Origin of the sequence: Blautia sp. AF32-4BH (assembly GCF_003460565.1) — a bacterium.
GTDB lineage: Bacteria > Bacillota > Clostridia > Lachnospirales > Lachnospiraceae > Fusicatenibacter > Fusicatenibacter saccharivorans.
The window spans coordinates 150,976-170,180 of sequence record NZ_QTVL01000005.1; the positions used below are offsets into that span (position 1 = coordinate 150,976).

The window sequence follows — 19,205 nt, forward strand, 5'->3', positions numbered from 1 at the left end:
ACTTCCCTTGGCGAACGATATATGCAGGTTCGCCGGGAAGTTTTTTTACTGCCAGGCACATCAGCACCTGGTTTGATCCGTCACTTTTGATTTTTTCTTTTACAGACCGCATCTGAATTTTCTGCCCTTCGCGCCAAGAATGCTGGCCATCTGATCGCCCCACGCTGCACGCTCTGTATAAATATCAACCCGTTCCAGATCTCCGCTCCGGTCCACAAAAGCAGGGAACAGAAATCCACAGATAGGATTTCCCGGCTCGTATTCTCCAACCAACGGGCAGACAGCGCAGATCAGATAGGGGAACATCTCCTCGGATTCCCCCAGGCGCTCTTTATCGGAAGCCTTTGCAGGAATATCATACCGGTCATAAAACATGTAAATGGCATAAGCCCCGTGAATCTGCAATCCTTCGATCAGGATATCATAGAACGTTTCCAACAGCGCATCGTTCTTCAGTCCGCATTCCCGCAGCGCCATCAGCATCTGCCAGATACTGCCCGGCCCCTGGGATGTTTCCGGAAAACGGTATTCCCGCAGCTTCTCATTCGATTCCGCAAACGGAATTTTCTTGGCAATCGCCAGATTCCTGGCCTTTTCCGAACCGGACAGTTTCAGAAAATGAATGTTGAAACTGCCGTCATACTCCCCATCCGAATCCGTATAGCAACCCGCCATCCGCACAAACGAAGTCCGCGCCGGCGTCATCCTCCTCGTCAGCTCCAGCATGTCTTCCCGATTAATCATACATTCCCTCCGACAGTAAAGATATTCGAAACTCTCTGCCTTTGATCTTATCATAACATGCTTTTTCTGTCAGCAGGTTTTTAAATTGCGTTCTTTCTCTCCATCTGATAAAATCGAAACAGTATCTCGCATTTTATAATTTTGATATAGAGAGATGTTGGGACAAAACACCTTTTGACTCAATATCACAGAAAGGACGACACATGAAATTAGCAGTAATCAGTGATCTTCACGGGAATTATTATGCGCTCGCAAAGGTGCTGGCATTTCTTCGCAGTCAGGAGATCGACGGTATCATCGGGCTGGGAGATTTTGTAACAGACGGGCCTTTTCCGCAACGGATGATGAGAGTGCTTCGCGAAATGCAGGAGGAGTTTCCCTGCTATCTGGTGCGGGGAAACAGGGAAGAATATCTGCTGGAAAATCTCCGGCATCCGCAGAACTGGAAGGCAGGTTCCTCGACAAGCGGACTTTTGGATTATACGTTTCGGAATCTTACCGGACAGGATCTGGAATTTTTCGAACAGCTGCCGACAGACGGAGTTCTGATCGGAAAAATGCATGAGTCAGGCCGGCTGATTCCTGTTTTTGTTCCGCAGGAAGAAATCATACCGGATACCTGCCGCGAATCTCTCTTCCCGGCACTTCGTCTCTGTCACGGCGCGCCCGGAGAACTCCGTGGGAATTCCGGTCTGCATCCGGAGCTTTTGCTGTCCCATCTGGAAAATCTCGATGCCGCAATCCTGCTCGGCGGGCACAGCCACAAGCAGGAGCAAAGAGAATATGCCGGAAAAACATACCTGAATCCCGGTTCCCTTGGGCTTGCGCTTGATGGAGTCGGCGGCCATGCCCATTTCGCGATTCTGACGCTGGAAAACAGCACATGGCAGATCGAATGTTTTCAGATTCCCTACGATCTCGAAGGCTACCTCGCCGAATTCGACCGCGCCGGGCTGGAAACGCATGGCAGTGTCCTTGCCCGTTCCTTAAAACGGACATTGACCTGCGGCGTGAATTATTTTTATCTCACCGTAAAACGAGTGCGTGAACTCGCCGATGCACTGGCACTGACCGATCTGGACGAAGAGGTCTGGAAAAAGGCGGAACAGGAACTGAAATAACCGTCCATTCAAAAGACGGCAGGCTGTGTACTCACACACAGCCTGCCGTCTGTTTCTATTCCCTAACTTCTATTTTTCTTTTCGAAACACAACCGTCTCAAATCTTCTGACCACTCCATCATACTCTCCCGTCATCGGCTGGTATGTTTCCGTATCCATCGGAAATGCAGCCGGTTCAGCTCCGTAGTTCTGTACAAACAGATACTTGTATTTCTCATCCTCCCTTGTTGCAACATCGAGCCCTTCCGGGATTTCGGCTGCCGCGCGTTCCAGGCCTTTTTCTTCTGCCAATTTCCGGCAGAAGTCATCGTAAAATGCCTGTTCAAAATCTGCGCAGACATAATACGCCTCGCCCTCTCCAAATACATTTTTCGTCAGTGCCGGATATCCCGCATAGAAATCGTCACGGTATGCCAGCAGCGTTTCGGCACCGTTCGTTTTTACCAGGTCGCAGAAATTTCGGATTTCATATGTCTTTCCTTCTCCCACACCCGCATTCACATCCTGATCATACAATGCGTCCAGCTCGGTGCTCCGCAGGCCGAATACATCCATCAGTCCGTGCGGGGTTCCGCCGAGGAAACAGAGGTCGTTTTCATCCACAACTCCCGACCAGTATGTCATCACAAAGGTGCCGCCGTCTGCCACGAAATTCCGGATTTTTTCCTCAATTCCGGCCCGAAACAGATACAGCATCGGTGCAAAGACAATCCGGTAGCCGGAAAGACTCTCCTCCATATCAAGGAAATCCACATTCACACCCAGTTTCCGAAGACCGCCATATACTTTCTTCACGGTATTCATGTAATGCAGTCCCATATTCCGTGGTCCCTGCGCATCCTCCATGGCCCAGCGGCTTTCGCAGTCATGCAAAATTGCAGCCTGTGCCTTCGTCGTGCTTCCCGCAATCTGCGCCAGATCCAAAAGCGCCTCGCCCGTCTCTGTCACCTCACGGAACACGCGCGTATCCTTTCCGCCGTAGTGGTCAATGACCGCCCCGTGGAACTTCTCGCTCGCACCGCGGCTCTGGCGGATCTGGAAATACTGGACACTGTCGGAACCATGCGCCACTGCCTGCAGCGATGCCGCCTTTAAAAGCCCAGGCCGTTTCAGCTTGCTGACACTCTGCCAGTTCGTGCTTGTCGGGCAGGACTCCATCAGAAGGAACGGTTTTTTCATCAAACTCCGCATAAAATCGTGCTGCAGTGCCGCATCAAGCGCAGTCACCTCTTCTGCTTCCTTGTGCCAGGTCGGATAATTATCCCATGACACCACATCAATCAGATCCTTGAACTTATGATAATTCAGTCCCTGGAAATCATACATCATGTTGATTGTCACCGGAAGTTCGGAACCGCCCGCGCGGATCGCTGCTTTTTCCCAGGCAACAAAGTCTGCTGTCTGATCTGTCACAAACCGTTTCCAGTCAAGATTCAGTCCGTGAAGCCCCATCTCACCCTTTGGGGACGGACTCTCAATCTGCTCAAAATTCTGATACGAATGGCTCCAGAACGTTGTATTCCACGACATATTCAATGCATCAATCGTCTCATATTTTTTCTTCAGCCACCCCTGAAATGCCTTCTGGCAGAGCGGGCAATGGCATTCTCCACTCAGTTCATTCGAAATGTGCCACATTTTTACCGCCGGGTGCTTTCCAAACTTCTCGCTCAGCAGGCGATCAATTTTCCCCACCTTTTCCCGGTAAACCGGCGAAGTATAACAGTGATTATGGCGTCCGCCGAACAGATTTTTCGTGCGGTCCGCGTTTACGCGCAGTACCTCCGGGTATTTGTCTGCAAGCCACTTCGGGCGTGCTGCAGACGGTGTCGAGAGAATTACTGAAATCTCATTCTTATACAGCTGATCCATGATCTTTTCCAGCCATTCCAGGTGGTATACACCCTCCTCCGGCTCGAGCACAGACCAGGAAAAGACACCAAGCGTCACCTCGTTGATATGCGCCTCCTTCATATATTCGATATCCTGCTCCAGAATTTCCGGCATCGCAAGCCACTGCTCCGGGTTATAATCCCCTCCATAGATAAATCCACTCTGGTTCATGTTCGTTTTCCTTTCTCTGTTCATCGAAATATCGTCTCTACGTGCAGCTTCTCAATTTTGCAGGCACATCCATCCGCTGCATCCGGCTGCTTTTCCAGAAAAATCGGATCACCCGGATGCAGAGGATAGACAACGAGTTTCAGTTTCTCCGGAAACTCAAAATAGCCAAGGCTTAACAGGGCCTCCTGACCGGTATAGAAATAATCGTTGATTTTCTCTTCCCCATCAAACACTTCCATACGGTTTCCGTACCAGGTCAGAAAAGCAAACGCATCGTGATAATTTTTTTCGCCCGGATAAGCAAGCTTCAGTTCGTATACTGCTTTCTCTTTATCCTGCTCTTTGCAGACAAGCTCTGCCTCCGGCTCCTGTGCTTTGTAAATACGCTCATACAGCGTAAAGTTTCCTCTTTTTCCACACTCTTTGAAATCCACAATGCCTTTTTCCACTGCCGGATACACAGCGATCATGGTTTTTCCACTGCCTGTCACAACAAGCTCACCGTTTTCTTCCCAGACATAATTTTCGGAAAGAACGAGATAATCCTGATCCAGATGCACCTTCCATGCATTCAGCGCCTCCTGCCGGGAAATCAGGCAGAGTTCTGCGCGCGCATCGCCCTCCCACTGAATCTGCGGGTCGAGATCACCGTAAAATACGAACGCATCTCCCTTTTTCGTATGTAAAACGCAGAGCGGTGTGGCAAGTGCCGTGTGAAGAACCGCATCGTTTAGTTTCATATTGTACGGAAAAAATCCATACATTCCCTCTTTCAGGTCAAATGCCGGAAATCCCACGCTCGCTTTTCCATCCAGGAGTCCCTCCAGTTTCACCTGTGGATGATCATCCATCTTCCATCTTCTCTGGTAATTGTTAAAAAAGACGTATCCATGGTCCGCATCGTGACGGCACGCTGTCCGAACCGTGTGCATATCTCCCGGCAGAATCCTTATCGTTGGAATTTCAGACCGAAGTGAGGCCATATCCTCGCCAAAATCATTCAAAAACAGCGCCAGCAGCTTGATCTCCCGATAGCTGTCCGAGATTGTTCCGTACTGCCGGATCGGCGCGTTGAAATCGTAATTGATCTCCGGCAGGTCGTTCAGATATCCTGTCGCGCGGCTCTCCTGCAGGGTGGACAGTTTTCCCTTCGGATTGCTGCCGCCGTGGTACATATAGTAGCCGAGCAGCCCTGCTCCACTTCCCATTTTTACGGTAGACATCGCTCCGACATCGCATCCCTTCGCCACCGGTCTTCTGTGCATGGTAACCTGAAGCCCGCCTCCAAGTTCTGCCGTCAAAAACGGAAAATCCTCCTCGTTGTAACTGTTTGCATTTTCCACATGATGATCACACGCAATCAGTGCATCGTTCCTTGTGTGGCTGAACACAAAGTTTGCGTTCGGCTCAATCTCGCACGTTCTCTGATCCCATGGTGCTTCACAGTAGCCGCCCATGACCGGAAGCAGATCGCCGATGCAGGCTCCGCCCCAACCGGTCGCCGTGTACAGCGGCACATCAAAGCCAATTTCCTTTGCCATTGCTGTCAATGTGCGGATATGCGCCTCGCCCTCCGGTCCCTGCAGACCGCCGACGTGGCCGTACTCATTCTCGATCTGAATACCGATCACCGGACCGCCGTCCTTTTCCATGCATCCATCGACCTGCGCATAAACCTTTTTCCAGAACCGTCTGACATAGCCAAGATATTCCTCGTTGTTACAGCGGATCGCCATGCCCTCTTTCTCTCTCTCGATGATCCAGTCCGGGAATCCGCCGTTCCGCACTTCCCCGTGCACAAACGGTCCGATACGCAAGAATACCGACAGTCCGACTTTCCGGCACAGTCTTACAAACGTTCCGATATCCCGGCATCCTTCAAAATCAAACACATTTTCCTCTTCCTCGTGGTGAATCCAGATCACATAGGCCGAGACGACAGAAACTCCGCCCGCCTTTATTTTGCGCAGTGATTCCTCCCACCACTCTTTGCGGTACCGACTGTAATGCATTTCGCCCATCACCGGAAACCACGGTTTTCCATTTTTAATCAGATAATCCCTGCAATAGCTGTACTCTGCTCTCATCGTCTTATTGTCCCTCTCTTTTTACTGTCTGCAGACAGAAATTCCGCATCATGCCGTACATCGGCGGCGATGAAATTCGGATTCCGGCAGTGACTTCCTGCGGTTTTCTGATTTCGCATGTCACTTTGTAGCCGGTCCATGCATGTTCTGTCGGATGAATCACAGTCTCTTCTTTTCCCTCTTCCGTATTGAGGAACAGCCGCACATCCACATTTGTTGTATCGGTTCCCTGAAAGGCAACAGATAATGTATACGTTCCTGCCTCCTGTACCTTTACCGTCTGGCAGATCGAAAACGTAAAGTTTTTCGGTGCTTCTACGCGTACCGCATTCACCGGCGGAGCTGGGAACGGATCGACAAACTCCGGAAACAGCTGTACTGCAACGGCATCCTCGGATTTTTCTACGTTCCAGCGCGCCAGGCCGTCTTCCCAGCCGACATCGAGCAACAGATTCTCCGCCTCCGGCAGCTCTTCCACCACGCAGATCTTCGCATGTGCAGCAAACGGAACACCTTCCACATTTCCTGTCACATCATATTCGCCTGTCACGCGTGTGTCCGGCACTTCGTTCCAGTTTACCCGCCGCTGCTCCACCATTCCGTCATACAGCAAAACCGGGAGCATCTCCGGCAGACCGCATGCTTCGTCTTTTACTACGGTCATTGGCTCCGGCTCGTAAATCTTGGCCGGTTTTTCCGGACAGGCATCATTCCGTGTAAACAGGAAAGAACGAATGCCCTCCATGATGGTTCCCTTCTCCTCCAGCAGACCCATATTTTCCGACCAGCCGCCCTCACCGTCTTTCGGAACACAGATCGGTTCCCAGTAATAGATACCCTGCCCCATTTCATCCGGCAGCGAAGCAACGATATTGGCAACCAGATCCAGCACCTGCTTCTGTCCGGCAGGCGTCGCCGGAAATCCTGCGATTTTTTCCTGCTGTTCATCGATAAACCCATGCGCACTCTTTCTCCATGCATGCGCCGTCTCAACGACCATAATCGGCTTTTTGTAATCCTGGATCAGCTTCGTCATTGTCTCTTTCAGATCCGTGAAAGTGCCGTGCCAGAATGGATAATAGGAAAGTCCGATCAGGTCAAAATCCTCGAGTCCTGCCTCAAAGGAACAGTCAAACCACTCTTTCAGATAGAAATACCGTCCGCCCTGGTCGAGATGGATCATAACCTGCATCTCATCTTTTCCGGCTGCAGCCCGCGCACCGCGGATTCCGGCATTTACAAGCTGTACCATTTTTGTATAATCCGGCAGCTCTCCGTCCGGAAACAGAAGGCCGCTTCGGATCTCATTTCCGATCTGAACAATATCCGGCAGAACGTCCTCCTCTTTTAATGCCGTCAGCGTATCTCTTGTATAAGAAAAAACAGCCTCTTTTAATTCTTTAAAGCTTAAGTTTTCCCAATCTTTCGGCTTTCTCTGCTGACCGGGATCCGCCCAGAAATCAGAATAATGGAAATCCAGCATAAAGCTCATGCCATGTGCCCGGATCCGTTTTGCCATCGCCAGTGTATGCGCATAGCTGCAGTATCCGCCGGACTCCCTGACATGCTCCGGCGCATTCCAAATACGGAGCCGTACGGAATTTACCCCGTATTTCTGAACGAGATCCAGCGGATCCATAACAGTTCCGTCAAAGTCCTTCACCTGTACTCCGGCATCTTCCAGCTCCGGTATAAAAGATAGATCCATTCCCTTCTGAAATTCCATTGTTCTGTCCTCCCTGCTACGTTAGTTTGTCGATTTTCGGAATAAAATGTCGTAATCCAGCATCGTCTTCTTCTCATAATTTTCCCCTCGGAGCCGCTGGATCAGCTGACGCACGGCTGTGCCTCCCATCTGGGATGCTGCCACACTGACTGCTGTAACTGCAGGGGAATAGCAGTCCAGATTGGTGCTGTTGTAGAGCGAAGCAATCGCGACGTCCTTGGGAATTCGATAGCCTTCCGCCTGGAGCCGGGACATCACCATCGTACAAATCTCGTCGTCGCCACAGATGATGCATTCCACTTTTTTGGATATAATATTTTCAATGATCGCATCCAGAAACTCCATACGGATCGAACCATTGTAGAAAAGCTGATCCTTCTCGGAAATTCCATTTTTAATCAGCGCCCGGCAGAAACCTTCGTGACGCTTGCGGTCTACGTTATAGCTCATATCCTTGACAAGAAACGCAAATCTGCGGAATCCCTTTCCGATCAGCAGCGTTGTCATTTTCTCTGCCGCACCCTCATTGTCGGTATCCACCTGGATAATGTTGTCATACCGGCATGTTCCCGTCAGTGCTGTCGGGAAATTTGCCTGACTTAAATACTGCAGCGCACGGTCATCCTCAAGCGCACGTGTCAGGAGCATACCATCCACCCGGTTCGACTCCACCAGCGACTGCAGCTCTGAAATATCATGCGCGTTGCTCGTCGTAATCAGCACATTGTACCCGAGCATCGATGCCGATTCGCAGACGCCGAGCAGACAGTTCTGGAAATAAACACCGCTTCCATAATAAACGTCTGAAGGCAGTACCACGCCGATGTTGTGCGTCACCGTTCGGGTCCGCGCCATCTCCTCCCGCTCTTCTCCCCGTTTTGCCACCTCGAGAATCCGGTTTCTGGTCTTCTCTCCGATTCTGCCCTTACCGGACAGTGCACGGGAAACGGTACTTTTTGATACCCCTATCTCTTTTGCAATTTCCTCCAGTGTCATAAAAATACCCTGTCACTTTCTGTTAAATTTGAAAAATTCCTATATTTTTATATTTAATACGAATGCTGTTAGAAATCAAGTCATCCCTCAAAGCTTTTTGAACCATCACTTGATCTCTAAAAGAAGGAACGGCCGCGCCGGAGCTTCTGGCAGACCAGCGCGTCCATTCCCTGTTTTATTTTACTGTTTTATTTTTCTTCTTTCTCCGCTACATACTCTGCTGCCTGACGGTTCATCTCATCCAGAATATCCTGGATTCCGGCGCTGTCCATAGCTGCGTTCATGGCATCGATGGAAGCGTCCACATCGTCAACGAGACCGTTGATCAGCGGGTTATAATAATTGTCGATGGCTGCCTCTACTGCTGCAAACTGTGTACTTACATTGCTGGAATCAAAGTTAAATCCGTCGTAAACATGATCTTCTTTGATGTTGTTGTTGAAGGCATCTTTGATGCTTTCATACTTGTCGTCCAGAGCCGTTCTGTTCTCAAGATATTCCTCTCTCTGGATGGTGCAGTTGTTCCATCCCCAGTTGCAGTTACTTGCTACACCATAGCCGCTCTCATCAATAACTTTGTACTGATCATCACCGACTGCTTCCCAGTGCTTTCCTTCGATACCGAGCATAGCCAGATCGTAAACATCCGGGTTGGTGTAGAATTCATTTAATACCATCATGGCTCTCTCTTTGTTTTTACTGTTTGCGTTGATGGCAACACCGTTGTTGATGTAAGAGTTTACTTTTTTCGACAGGTTTTTGTTCGGGTCTACCATCGTTACATTCCAATCCGGATGTTCCTCATTTGCCTGTTTTCCGTAGGTAAGACAGGTTCCGAGATTCCAGCTCATGCTTGCTGTTCTTCCGGTCAGAAGTCCGGTCTGTCTCTCATCGCTGCTGTTTAATACGTCGCTGGACCATGCTCCGGCGTCTACCAGGTCTTTCATCTCCTGGCAGTACTCACGGAACGCATCCCATTCACCGATGTACTGGAATTCAAGATCTTTCGGATCCTGGGTATGATACAGAATCAGCTCGCCGCCCTTCGGTGCTCCGCCCGTTGTGGAATAGCCCTGGGACTGGAAGAATGGATACCACGGTCCGCCCTGACTTGCATAGATACCGTCTGCTGCACATGCTTTGTAGAACTTCATCAGGTCATCCCAGGATGTAATATCATCCATACCGTATTTTTCCATCAGGTCACCGCGCACTGCCAGAACTTCCTGACCAAACTCGTTGGCATAGCTCGGAACCATGTAGATTTGTCCGTCAATCTTTGCCTGCTCCCATGCCATTTCCGGAACAACCTCCCAGATATCCGGTGCATACGTTTTGATAAAGTCCTCAGAAAGCGGTGCAAATCCGCCGAGGGAAACGGTCTGCTCGTAATGGCACCAGCTCGATGCGGTAAAGATCAGGTCAAAATCTTCCTGTGAGGAGAACAGCAGGGAATATTTCGTGTCATGCTCGCCCCAGGAAAGGAATTCTACGTTCAGAGAGCAGTTCAGCTTCTCTTCCAGAATCTCATTGATTTTGGCGTAAACCTCATCAAAATCCGGGGTACGGTCGCCGATCAGATACATCGTCAGATCGACATGCTCCGAAGTGTCTGCACTCAGGTTGTCTCCCGATGTGCCGGAAGCTGCGGAGCTGCTTTTGCTGTCGCCCGTGCTTCCCTTTCCGTTGCCGGAACCGCATCCTGCCAGCATGCCGGCTGCCATTGCGGATGCAAGTAATACAGATACCAGTTTTTTTGTGCTCTTTTTCATAAAGAACCTCCTTCATAAATATAATGTGTAATTCAAGCGGATATTCGCAATCCGCTTTGCTACTTGCTCATAACCGAATAACTGCTCCGCAGTTTATCAGAAGGAGCTTGCACTCCTCCTGATACAAGCAAGTCCCCACCCGCCTGCTTATTGCTTTTCGCAATGGAAACAGGGGACTTACTTGATTCAGTTAAATTAACATGATTTGTATCAGCCTTTGACTGCTCCGATTGTGATACCCTGTACAAAGTATTTCTGTACCAGCGGATATGCCAGAACGATCGGGCCGGTTACTACAATGGTAAGTGCCATTTTCAGGGACTGGGTCGGCAATGAGATTGCGCTGACGGCAGAGCCTGCGGCGTTGTTTGCAAGAAGCTTTTTATATGCCTCAATATCATTAACCTGCTGATACAGGAAATACTGCAGCGGATACTTGTTCGTGTCTTTGATATACAGCATCGCATTGTACCAGTCATTCCAATAAGCCAGTGCAATGAAGAGGCCCACGGTAGCAAGTGCCGGTTTGATCAGCGGCATTACAATCCGGAACAGAATACGGAACTCGCCGCAGCCATCAATCTTGGCCGCTTCAATCAGAGAATCCGGAAGTCCCACGATGTAACTCTTCATGATCAGAAGGTTGTATACGCTGAACAGCAGCGGAAGGAGCAGTGCAAGGTAGCTGTCCCGCAGATTCAGGGTCTGTGTCATCAGTACGTAGTACGGAACAAGACCGCCGGAAAACAAAGTGGTAAAGTAGAAGAAAAACGAAAACTGATTTCTCCACTCAAACTCCTTGCGTGACAGTACATAAGCTGTCATAGTCTGCAGCAGCAGACCAAGTACCGTTCCGACGATGGTCAGACCGATGGTCGTGCCGTATGCGCGGAAGACAACCATAGGATCTTTAAATACGGTTTTGTATGCCTCCAGGCTGAAATCCTGCGGCAGAAGGCTGAAACCGTTCTGGATAATGGCCGATTCCGAAGAAAACGAGCCGGATACGATCATGATGAAAGGAACGAGGCAGACCAGCGCGATGATTCCGCAGAATCCGTACGCGATGATATCAAGTGCAACCGCATCTTTTCCTCTTTTGATTTTACTTGTATGACTGGAAGATCCCACTTTTCATCCCTCCTAGAATAAGGTGTAGTCTTTATCATAAAGACCAACCAGTTTGTTTACGATTACGACAGTGATAAAGCACAGTACCGACTGATACAGACCAACAGCTGCGGACATTCCGAAGTCGTTGCTGCTGATTAAGGCACGGAACGTCAGGGTATCAATTACATCGGTGTAGTTGTACAGAAGACCGTTACTTCCAACCAGGTTGTAGAACATATCAAAGTTTCCTTTGAAGATGCCTCCGACGGATAGCAGAAGCAGGATGATTGTGGTCGGCATGATCATCGGGATTGTTACTTTGAAAATTCGCTGGAACACGTTTGCTCCGTCGATGCGGGCTGCTTCATAAATCGAAGTGTCAATTCCCATAATCGCTGCCAGGTACATAACAGAACCGTATCCGATTCCCTTCCATACATTAAAGAAGACAAGGATAAACGGCCATGCCTTTGGTGTCGTGTAAAACTTGATTGGTGTTCCACCGAAGGTTTCAATCAGTCGGTTTAGAAAACCGTAGTCGGAACTGAAAATATTGAATGCCATAACTCCTACGATAACCCAGGAAATGAAATACGGCAGAAACATCAGCGACTGTGTGATCTTACGGTAATGTTTGTTGCGGATCTCGGTCAGAAGCACGGCAACGGCAATCTGCATCGTCGTGTTGATCGCAATAAATGCCAGATTATACAGCACGGTATTTCTGGTAACGAGTCCGGCCTGTCCTGATTTAAAGAAGAACTTGAAGTTATCAAATCCGTTCCACGGGCTTCCCCAGATACCTCCTGCGTAGGAGTATTTTTTGAATGCCATTACAATTCCTGTCATCGGGTAGTAGGAAAAAATCAGGGTATAAATTACTGCCGGTGCAAGCATCAGAAGAAATACCCGGTACTTGTAGAGCTTTTTGCAAAACCCTTTCCAACCATTCTTTTTCATCTTCTCATTCCCTTTCTTGTTTGCGCAACTTTTTTGTTGCTCAACTCTTTATTTTTCTTTGTGCCATTATCATATCATTTCGGCATATTGTTTACAATTCGCAGTTTTTATAAGATATTTCTTGTCGAAATATACTGTTTTACTATTTTTTGTGCAAAATGCGCAACTTTAGCGTTTTACCTTGTTGCGCATTGATTTTTCCATTACCGTTTGCGATTTTCACGTTCTCTTTTGATATTCCGTATTTTTTCTTGTGTATTCTGCCAAATATTCTGCAAAATAACTTCCTCAATTCCGAAAATCCCGTTGTAAGAAAAGAAAAAGTGCGCAACGTTTCGCATTTTCGTTGCGCACTTTCTGGTTTCTATTCACTTTTTCCCTGTTTCTGCCTTATTTCGCAGCAATGACATCCTGCATGTCATACATGCCAGCCGGTTTTCCAGCCAGGAATTTTGCAGCCTCTACAGCTCCTTTTCCGAAAACTCCTTTGGAATATGCCCTGTGGGAAAGGATAACAACCTCGTCCGGTCCTGCGAAGATGACATCGTGATCTCCGACGATCGTGCCGCCGCGTACGGCAGAGATTCCGATTTCCTTCGGATCACGCTGCTCGTGGCGCTGGCTTCTGTCATAAACATAGTGGTACTGGTTGTCCATTGCCTCATTCAGGCTGTCAGCCAGGGCGATGGCCGTTCCGCTCGGGGCATCGCATTTCAGTTTGTGGTGTTTCTCCACGATTTCCATATCAAAGCCTGCTTCGGCAAGCACTTTTGCAGCTGCCTGTACCAGTTTCATCAGCGTATTCACACCAAGGGACATATTTGCAGAGCGGAGAACCGGGATTTCTTTGCTGGTCTCCTGCACTTTTTTGAGCTGATCCTCGGTGAGGCCTGTGGTGCAGAGGACGAGTGGAAGTTTTTTCTCCTTGCAGGCATCGAGCAGTGCGTCGGCTGCCTTGTAGGAAGAAAAGTCAACGACTACGTCTGCCGGAACATCGCATTCTGCCAGGCTTTTGAATACCGGATAATCGTTCTGGCCGTTGTCGTTCATATCGATTCCGGCTATGATTTCTGCATTTGCATCTTCTTTTACCAGGCCGGTGATGACCTGTCCCATATGGCCGTTGCAGCCATGCATAATAATTTTAACCATTGTCTTTTTCCTTCTTTACTTCGTGTATTCTTAACTTAAGCCAGTTTGATTCCAAAATCTTTCATAGCCTTTGCCAGGCGCTCCTGGTTCTGCGGCTCCATCTCGGTCAGCGGCAGACGAAGCGGTCCAACTTCTTTGCCCATCAGGTTCAGCGCTGCTTTTACCGGAATCGGGTTTACTTCGCAGAACAGCGCATCGATGAGCGGCAGTGCTCTCAGCTGGATTTCTCTGGATCCGGCCACATCGCCGTCGAGGAATTTCTGTACCATGTCGTGGGTCTCACGCGGTGCTACGTTGGAAAGAACGGAGATTACACCGCTTCCGCCAAGGGAAAGGATCGGCACAACCTGATCGTCGTTTCCGGAGTACAGATCGATCTTTCCATCGGTCAGCTGCATAATTTTTGCGACCTGGGAAATGTTTCCGGAAGCCTCTTTGACTGCAACGATATTCTCAACGTTGTTGAACAGATAGACGATCGTTTCCGGTGCAATGTTTACGCCGGTTCTGCCCTGAATGTTGTAAAGGATGACCGGCACTTTGACGCTGTCTGCGATTGCGGTAAAGTGTGCAATCAGGCCCTTCTGTGTTGCTTTATTGTAATACGGAGAAACGAGAAGAAGTCCGTCCACGCCGTATTTTTCTGCTTCCTGAGACAGATAAATTGCTGTCTCCGTGCTGTTGGAGCCGGTTCCTGCAATTACCGGGATTCTGTGATTTACTTTTTCCACGGTATATTTGATGGCATCCAGATGCTCCTCATGGGACAGGGTCGAAGCCTCACCGGTGGTTCCGCAGATAACGATGGCGTCGGTTCCGCCGGCGATCTGCTCCTCAATCAGTTCTCCGAGTTTTTCGTAATTCACTTCCTGTGTTTCGGTCATCGGTGTGATAATTGCAACAGCTGCACCTTTAAAAATAGACATTCTCTTTTCCTCCTGTATGTTGTGTCAGATAAAACCATAAGAAATCAGTCGCCGGAGCTTATCTCCCACGGAAAATTTCACTTTCCGTTAAAAAAAGAGGCGCCTCATCCCAGATAAGATCGCCTCCAAATTCACACATACGCAGTATCTATGATCAGATAGCTCTCCATCTCTCGATGACAGTCGCAGATTTTTTCAACCTGCGCCCAGGAGCATACCGGTTCAGCGCCGGATGTCCTTCGGCATTCTTCCCTTTTCCTCTTCTTCTTTTGCTGCTGAGGCATCCGAAAAGGTACTCTTGAAGTAATGCGACCTCTATCCACTTCAGTTCTGCTTTTACTATAGCATCATTAAATTTTCTTGTCAACAGCGGATCGCGCTTTAACTCTCACTATATTCCAGCTTGCTCACCGAAACCTCATATGCGGTCCGCTTTTCCATTTCCGTCTCGCTCAGCCGCTTCATATATTCCCGGCTCTGGATCCGTCCCCAGATGAGAACGTGGCCGCCCACGGCAAACGCAGAGGCATACCGCGCATTCCGTCCCCAGCAGATGCACGGGATATAATCTGATTTTCCATACGGACGGTTGACCGCGATCAGAAGGTCGGCGATCTCTCTTCCCAGAGGTGTTTTCCGGTAGACCGGCGGTTTACATATGTATCCATCGAGGTAAATCTGGTTGGATTTGACGGAATCGTCCTCTTCCTCCACGAAGCTTAATTCCCGCGCAAATACGGAGAGTACCAGACGGTTCTTCTTCTCCTCGTGGCGGTTGTAGGACCGGAACTGACCGCTGATGCAGATCCACTCACCCTGGTAATCCTGTGATACGTCCACCAGCCGCTCGGAGACCATCACCGGAATGATGTCCTGCGATTCACTCAACCGCTTGACCATCACATCGACGAGGTAAAAGCCCTCTCCGAATACCTGATGGCTGAATGTAAACGGGGAGACAATCTCTCCCATGATAACCACCTGATTGTTTTCAATCATCTTGTCTGCCATAATGAAAATCCCCTTCCTTTGTCTTTTCTTTCTGAATATTGATTTCTGATCGGTACTTTGCTGATCTATAATCCTAATGTATGAACCACATTTCTTTTTCAGAACCACTTTTTTCCAGATTTTTTTATTTCTATTCAAATCAGCATTCTGCCCAATTTTTTGTATATGTTTCTGTAAAAACCGCACCACATGCTTCGTATTTTCTACCATTGCAATACAAAAAATGTCACATCTTCCCTGTTTTTTTTCTCTGTTCTGTGCTATAATAGTTCAGATAGGCAGGCATCCAGCAGAGACAAAACGGCAAGGCACCTGCCTTTGTGCTGTGATAAACATTCCCGGCCGGCTTGAAATTTTGAAAAATTGAACCCGGCAGGGTCAACCCATAGGAAGAGGAATGAAGAAATGAAAACAACGAGAGAAGATGTAAGAAACGTTGCCATCATCGCCCATGTCGATCATGGTAAAACTACACTGGTAGACGAGCTTCTGAAACAGAGCGGCGTTTTCCGTGCCAATCAGGAGGTTCAGGAACGTGTCATGGACTCGAACGATATCGAGCGTGAGCGTGGAATCACCATTCTTTCCAAAAATACAGCAGTTTACTACAAAGGAACGAAAATCAACATCATCGACACCCCAGGCCATGCGGACTTCGGCGGCGAGGTTGAGCGAGTTCTGAAAATGGTAGACGGCGTTATTCTGGTTGTAGACGCATTCGAGGGCGCTATGCCGCAGACCAAATTCGTGCTGAAAAAAGCACTCGAGCTGGATCTGTCCGTTATCGTCTGCATCAACAAGATCGACCGCCCGGAAGCACGCCCGGATGAAGTTATCGACGAAGTGCTCGAGCTTCTGATGGACCTCGATGCATCTGACGAACAGCTTGACTGTCCGTTTCTGTACGCATCCGCAAAGATGGGTCATGCAGTACTCGATCTGAACGATACCCCGAAGGATATGACTCCTCTGTTCGAGACCATCCTGAAATACATCCCGGCTCCGACCGGCGATCCGGAAGCTGGCACACAGCTTCTGATCAGTACCATCGACTACAACGAATACGTTGGACGTATCGGTGTCGGCAAAGTTGAAAACGGAACGATCCGCGTGAACCAGGACGTTATGCTGGTCAACCACCACGATCTGACCAAGAAGAAAAAAGTAAAGGTCAGCAAACTGTATGAATTTGACGGACTGAAAAAAGTAGAGGTTACTGAGGCAGGCATCGGTTCTATCGTTGCTGTTTCCGGTATCCCGGATATCCACATCGGAGATACTCTCTGCGGCGATCTGGACAACCCGGTTTCCATCCCGTTCCAGAAAATCTCCGAGCCGACCATTTCCATGAACTTCATCGTAAACGACAGCCCGCTGGCAGGTAAAGAAGGTAAATACGTTACCTCCCGCCACCTGCGCGACCGTCTGATGCGTGAGCTGAACACCGACGTTTCCCTGCGTGTCGAGGAGACGGATTCCGCAGACTGCTTCAAGGTTTCCGGCCGTGGTGAGCTGCATCTGTCCGTCCTGATCGAAAATATGCGCCGTGAGGGATATGAGTTTGCAGTAAGTAAGGCAGAAGTTATCTACAAAGAGGACGAGCGCGGACGCAAATTAGAGCCAATGGAAATCGCTTACGTTGACGTTCCGGACGAGTTCTCCGGTACCGTCATCCAGCTCCTCAGCGAGCGTAAAGGCGAGCTTCACGGCATGAGCCGCGCAAGCGATGGTTCCACCCGTCTGGAGTTCGAAATCCCGGCACGAGGCCTGATTGGTTTCCGTGGAATCTTCATGACCTCCACCAAAGGAACTGGTATCCTGAACACCGAGTTTGAAGATTACGCACCGTACAAGGGCGACATTGAATACCGCAAACAGGGTTCCCTGATCGCTTTCGAGGCAGGCGAGTCCGTTACCTACGGTCTGTACTCCGCACAGGAGCGCGGTACTCTGTTCATCGGACCTGGCGAGAAGGTTTACGCCGGTATGGTCATCGGACAGAACGGTAAGGCCGAGGATATCGAGCTGAACGTCTGCAAAACGAAGCACCTGACCAACACCCGTACGTCCTCCTCCGACGAGGCACTGCGTCTGACTCCGCCGAGAATCCTTTCTCTGGAGCAGGCTCTGGACTTCATCGACAAGGACGAGCTTCTTGAGGTTACTCCGGTTTCCTTACGTATCCGTAAGAAAGAGCTGGATTCCAGACTTCGTAAGAGAGCGGCAATGAAATAAATTTTCATAAAATGACATAAGAACCGCCGGTTCACTCTTGATTTGAGAGTAAACCGGCGGTTCTTTGTCGTTTTTCTATTCTGTTTTCTATTCGTTTGTCGTTCCGCCATGGAAGCCGTAATACGTCTCTCCCGCTGCAAGATCCACGCCGTTTGCCGCTGCAAGAGTATGAATCGTGACAAGCTCATACCCGCGGTTGATCAGCTCCGGCACGATCGTTGCACACGATTCTACGGTCGTCTCGTGGATATCATGCATCAGGATAATGTCTCCCGGGCTTACACTGTCGAGAACGGCGCTGATGTTTGCCTGTACATTTTTTGTCTGCCAGTCCAGGGTATCGACATCCCACATGATGCTCGGGCGGCCGATAGATGCGAGCAGTTCATCGGTGCTGTTTCCATACGGGAAACGGATGACAGTTGCACCCTGTCCGTTGTTGTACTGGGCGATCAGATCATCCGTCATCTGGAACTGGGCAAGGCCGTCGTCGGTGCTCAGTTCTTTCATATTCGGATGCGCATAGGAGTGGTTTCCAAGCTCACAGCCGATCGCCGCCATGCGCGGGATCACATCTGCACCGTATTTTTCCACATTGCTGCCGAGCATAAAGAACGTCGCCTGTGCCCCGTACTGCTCCAGCGTATCGAGAAGCGTGCTGGTATAGACGCCTGGGCCGTCATCAAAGGTCAGGGCTACCATCATCGAGCCGTTGCGGTCTGGCTGGTAAACACCCTGGTCATCAAAGTAACAGCCTTTTCCGCCGATCGCTTTCCAGCCGGTCGCCATGTAACCATTGGAATCAAAATGGTACTGGTTTCCGTCGATATCTGCCCAGCCGTTGACGTAGTACGTTGTGGCATCCGTTGCGTACCACCAGCCCGACGAGCTGTACTGCCATCCCGGCGTCTCATTCGGCGGCGTGGTCTCCGCAAGCTTCTTAATTCCCGCATTTCCCGATCCGTCCTCCGCCTCCGGCGCCGTCTCGCTCACCGTCTTTGCGGCTGTGTCATTACTCAGTACAATTCCTTTTTTCGCAAGCTGCGCTCCCGCAAATTTCCAGATAAGCGCAAGAAAAAGAAGGCCGACCACCACACCCAGGGAAATCCGTGATACCTTCTGCATCATCTGTCTGCGGCGCATCTGCTTTCTTCTCTGTTTTAATGATTTTCTATCCATATGATCTGTTTATACTCCATCGTCCCGCCCCTTTGCGGAACTTTCTTCCATCGTAACACAAACGTTTTTCGACATTTTTCTACTTACTATCATAACGTGATCTGACCTAAGATGCAAGG

14 protein-coding genes and 1 riboswitch are annotated in these 19,205 nt (G+C 49.5%); of the genes, 2 read left to right on the forward strand and 12 right to left on the reverse strand.

Features of this window, described 5'->3' with window-relative positions; all coding sequences use genetic code 11:
- Positions 1–99 precede the first annotated feature (99 nt).
- A complete protein-coding gene (locus DWZ44_RS08360; RefSeq protein WP_117804630.1) occupies positions 100–744 on the reverse strand; it encodes a DUF4317 family protein in 645 nt (214 codons plus the stop codon).
- 203 nt (positions 745–947) lie between these two features.
- Here DWZ44_RS08360 and DWZ44_RS08365 point away from each other — a divergent pair, with 203 nt between their 5' ends.
- A complete protein-coding gene (locus DWZ44_RS08365) occupies positions 948–1,865 on the forward strand; it encodes a metallophosphoesterase family protein (protein ID WP_117804631.1) in 918 nt (305 codons plus the stop codon).
- 69 nt (positions 1,866–1,934) lie between these two features.
- On the opposite strand, the gene DWZ44_RS08370 is transcribed toward DWZ44_RS08365, so the two are convergent.
- The 10 genes from DWZ44_RS08370 to DWZ44_RS08415 all read right to left on the reverse strand — a co-directional run bounded on the left by DWZ44_RS08370 (position 1,935) and on the right by DWZ44_RS08415 (position 15,672).
- The gene (locus tag DWZ44_RS08370) at positions 1,935–3,953 is read right to left on the reverse strand and encodes a beta-galactosidase (RefSeq protein WP_055266955.1); all 2,019 of its coding nucleotides are present in this window, start codon (positions 3,951–3,953) and stop codon (positions 1,935–1,937) included.
- Complete coding sequence (locus DWZ44_RS08375) at positions 3,950–6,016, reverse strand: beta-galactosidase (protein WP_022461859.1); 2,067 nt, start codon at positions 6,014–6,016, stop codon at positions 3,950–3,952. Before DWZ44_RS08375 ends, DWZ44_RS08370 begins: the two co-directional genes overlap by 4 nt.
- A 4-nt stretch (positions 6,017–6,020) precedes the next feature.
- Positions 6,021–7,742 carry a glycosyl hydrolase 53 family protein gene (locus DWZ44_RS08380; protein WP_022461860.1) on the reverse strand — a complete coding sequence of 574 codons (1,722 nt, stop codon included), beginning with the start codon at positions 7,740–7,742 and terminating at the stop codon, positions 6,021–6,023.
- Positions 7,743–7,763: 21 nt separating this feature from the next.
- Positions 7,764–8,738 (reverse strand): LacI family DNA-binding transcriptional regulator, encoded by a 975-nt coding sequence (locus DWZ44_RS08385; RefSeq protein WP_055227760.1) that lies wholly within the window; start codon positions 8,736–8,738, stop codon positions 7,764–7,766.
- A 188-nt stretch (positions 8,739–8,926) separates the two neighbouring features.
- Positions 8,927–10,510: an ABC transporter substrate-binding protein gene (locus tag DWZ44_RS08390; RefSeq protein WP_022461862.1), complete on the reverse strand. Its 1,584-nt coding sequence runs from the start codon at positions 10,508–10,510 to the stop codon at positions 8,927–8,929.
- Positions 10,511–10,720: 210 nt separating this feature from the next.
- A complete protein-coding gene (locus DWZ44_RS08395) occupies positions 10,721–11,641 on the reverse strand; it encodes a carbohydrate ABC transporter permease (RefSeq protein ID WP_022461863.1) in 921 nt (306 codons plus the stop codon).
- Positions 11,642–11,653: 12 nt separating this feature from the next.
- The gene (locus DWZ44_RS08400) at positions 11,654–12,583 is read right to left on the reverse strand and encodes an ABC transporter permease (protein WP_022461864.1); all 930 of its coding nucleotides are present in this window, start codon (positions 12,581–12,583) and stop codon (positions 11,654–11,656) included.
- 390 nt (positions 12,584–12,973) lie between these two features.
- Complete coding sequence (gene dapB / locus DWZ44_RS08405) at positions 12,974–13,735, reverse strand: 4-hydroxy-tetrahydrodipicolinate reductase (protein ID WP_022461865.1); 762 nt, start codon at positions 13,733–13,735, stop codon at positions 12,974–12,976.
- Positions 13,736–13,770: 35 nt separating this feature from the next.
- The gene (gene dapA / locus DWZ44_RS08410; RefSeq protein WP_022461866.1) at positions 13,771–14,661 is read right to left on the reverse strand and encodes a 4-hydroxy-tetrahydrodipicolinate synthase; all 891 of its coding nucleotides are present in this window, start codon (positions 14,659–14,661) and stop codon (positions 13,771–13,773) included.
- 151 nt (positions 14,662–14,812) lie between these two features.
- Positions 14,813–14,987: riboswitch (Lysine riboswitch) on the reverse strand.
- A 55-nt stretch (positions 14,988–15,042) separates the two neighbouring features.
- Complete coding sequence (locus tag DWZ44_RS08415) at positions 15,043–15,672, reverse strand: single-stranded DNA-binding protein (RefSeq protein WP_055220802.1); 630 nt, start codon at positions 15,670–15,672, stop codon at positions 15,043–15,045.
- A gap of 405 nt (positions 15,673–16,077) precedes the next feature.
- Between DWZ44_RS08415 and typA the strand changes: the two genes are divergently transcribed.
- Entirely contained in the window at positions 16,078–17,907 is a 1,830-nt protein-coding gene (gene typA / locus DWZ44_RS08420) for a translational GTPase TypA (protein ID WP_055220803.1), read from the forward strand.
- Between the two features lie 87 nt (positions 17,908–17,994).
- Here the strand turns inward: typA and DWZ44_RS08425 are convergent, their stop codons facing one another.
- Entirely contained in the window at positions 17,995–19,086 is a 1,092-nt protein-coding gene (locus DWZ44_RS08425) for a polysaccharide deacetylase family protein (RefSeq protein ID WP_117804632.1), read from the reverse strand.
- Positions 19,087–19,205 lie beyond the last annotated feature (119 nt).